The sequence below is a fragment of the Erwinia sp. MYb416 genome, assembly GCF_037479575.1.
GTDB lineage: Bacteria > Pseudomonadota > Gammaproteobacteria > Enterobacterales > Enterobacteriaceae > Erwinia > Erwinia rhapontici.
In genome coordinates, this window is record NZ_JBBGYT010000312.1 from 1 (window position 1) to 1,525 (window position 1,525).

Below are 1,525 nucleotides of genomic sequence, written 5' to 3' on the forward strand. Positions count from 1 at the left end.
ATCAACTAAAGTAATAATGACATCGGTAAATTTAATCAGCAAATACTCAAGAGGGTTACCACCCGCTTTACGGATGACGAATTGAATATTTTTGATGTGCTTACCTGTCAAACAGTAGTTCAACAGATTAGGGCTGGCTTTGTCTGTATAGTGCTCGAAGCAAAAATCACTCACAGTTGCCTTTCCTGAACCACCACCTGAACCACTGTGCATGTTCGAATGTTGACTCACGTCCCATCTCCATTTCAGGACTTGAATTTCATTTTTATGAATAGCATCTGGAGATTCACCATCGATACCATCAATTTTGATAAACATATCTTGTGACATGATAATTCCTTTTTTCTATGTGGTAAAAAGTCACAGCAAGTGCGACAACTGTATTGCCTACTTTAGGAAGGTTTAATTTTCTTCCTATTGTGGTTTGTTTGATAAATTCGAACCCAATTTGATGATTTCAAGTTTTATCATTTAGAACTTTTAAGCGAAGGTAATTTAGCAACCATGCGTAAAGACACAGTCAAACCTTCAAGCTGGAAATGAGGACGCAAGAAGAATTTGGCCTGGTAAAATCCTGGATTATCTTCAACATCCTCAACAACAACTTCAGCTGCTGCTAATGGACGACGCGCTTTAGTATCCATTGATGAGTTATTTGGATCACCATCGACGTAATTCATTATCCAGTCATTCAACCAACTTTGCATATCATCACGTTCTTTGAATGTACCAATTTTGTCACGGACAATACATTTCAGATAATGCGCGAAACGCGAACAGGCAAACATATAAGGAAGTCGTGCTGAAAGATTGGCGTTCGCAGTTGCATCTGGATCGTAATATTCAGCTGGCTTCTGCAGTGATTGGGCTCCAATGAAAGCCGCATAGTCTGTATTTTTACGATGAATTAATGGAATGAAACCATTTTTCGCCAGTTCAGCTTCCCTGCGATCGGAAATCGCAATTTCCGTCGGGCATTTCATATCGATGCCGCCGTCATCCGTAGGGAAAGTATGGCACGGAAGATCTTCCACTACGCCACCACTCTCAACGCCACGAATCAAGGTGCACCAGCCGTAGTGTTTGAACGAGCGGTTAATATTGACTGCCATTGCATAAGCGGCGTTAGACCACGCGTATTTGCTATGATCCGCTCCGTCCGTTGTTTCCTCAAAGTCAAAAGCATCTACCGGATTCGTTCGAATTCCGTAAGGGAGGCGTGACAGGAAGCGAGGCATGGCGAGGCCGATGTAACGTGAGTCTTCAGAATTACGCAGTGAATTCCATGCTGCGTATTCGAGGTTTTGCGTGAAAATCTTGGTCAAATCACGCGGGTTGGCTAGTTCTTGCCATGACTCCATCTGCATCACCGATGGGGCTGCACCCGTAATGAATGGGGAGTGAGCTGAGGCAGAAATCTTAGCAATTGATGCCAGCAAATCAACATCGGGTGCCGTATGATCAAAATAGTAGTCCGCAACCAGACAACCATAAGGTTCACCACCCAGCTGACCATATTCCTCTT

At 43.3% G+C, this 1,525-nt stretch carries 2 protein-coding genes; both read right to left on the reverse strand.

The window, feature by feature from the left end; genetic code table 11:
• Positions 1 to 330 (reverse strand): Hcp family type VI secretion system effector (locus WH277_RS03770; RefSeq protein WP_339504431.1); only part of this gene is annotated, 330 nt, incomplete at its 3' end.
• 137 nt (positions 331 to 467) lie between these two features.
• Positions 468 to 1,525, reverse strand: a 1,058-nt coding sequence (gene tssC / locus WH277_RS03775) for a type VI secretion system contractile sheath large subunit (RefSeq protein WP_339504433.1), incomplete at its 5' end; no start/stop codon positions are given.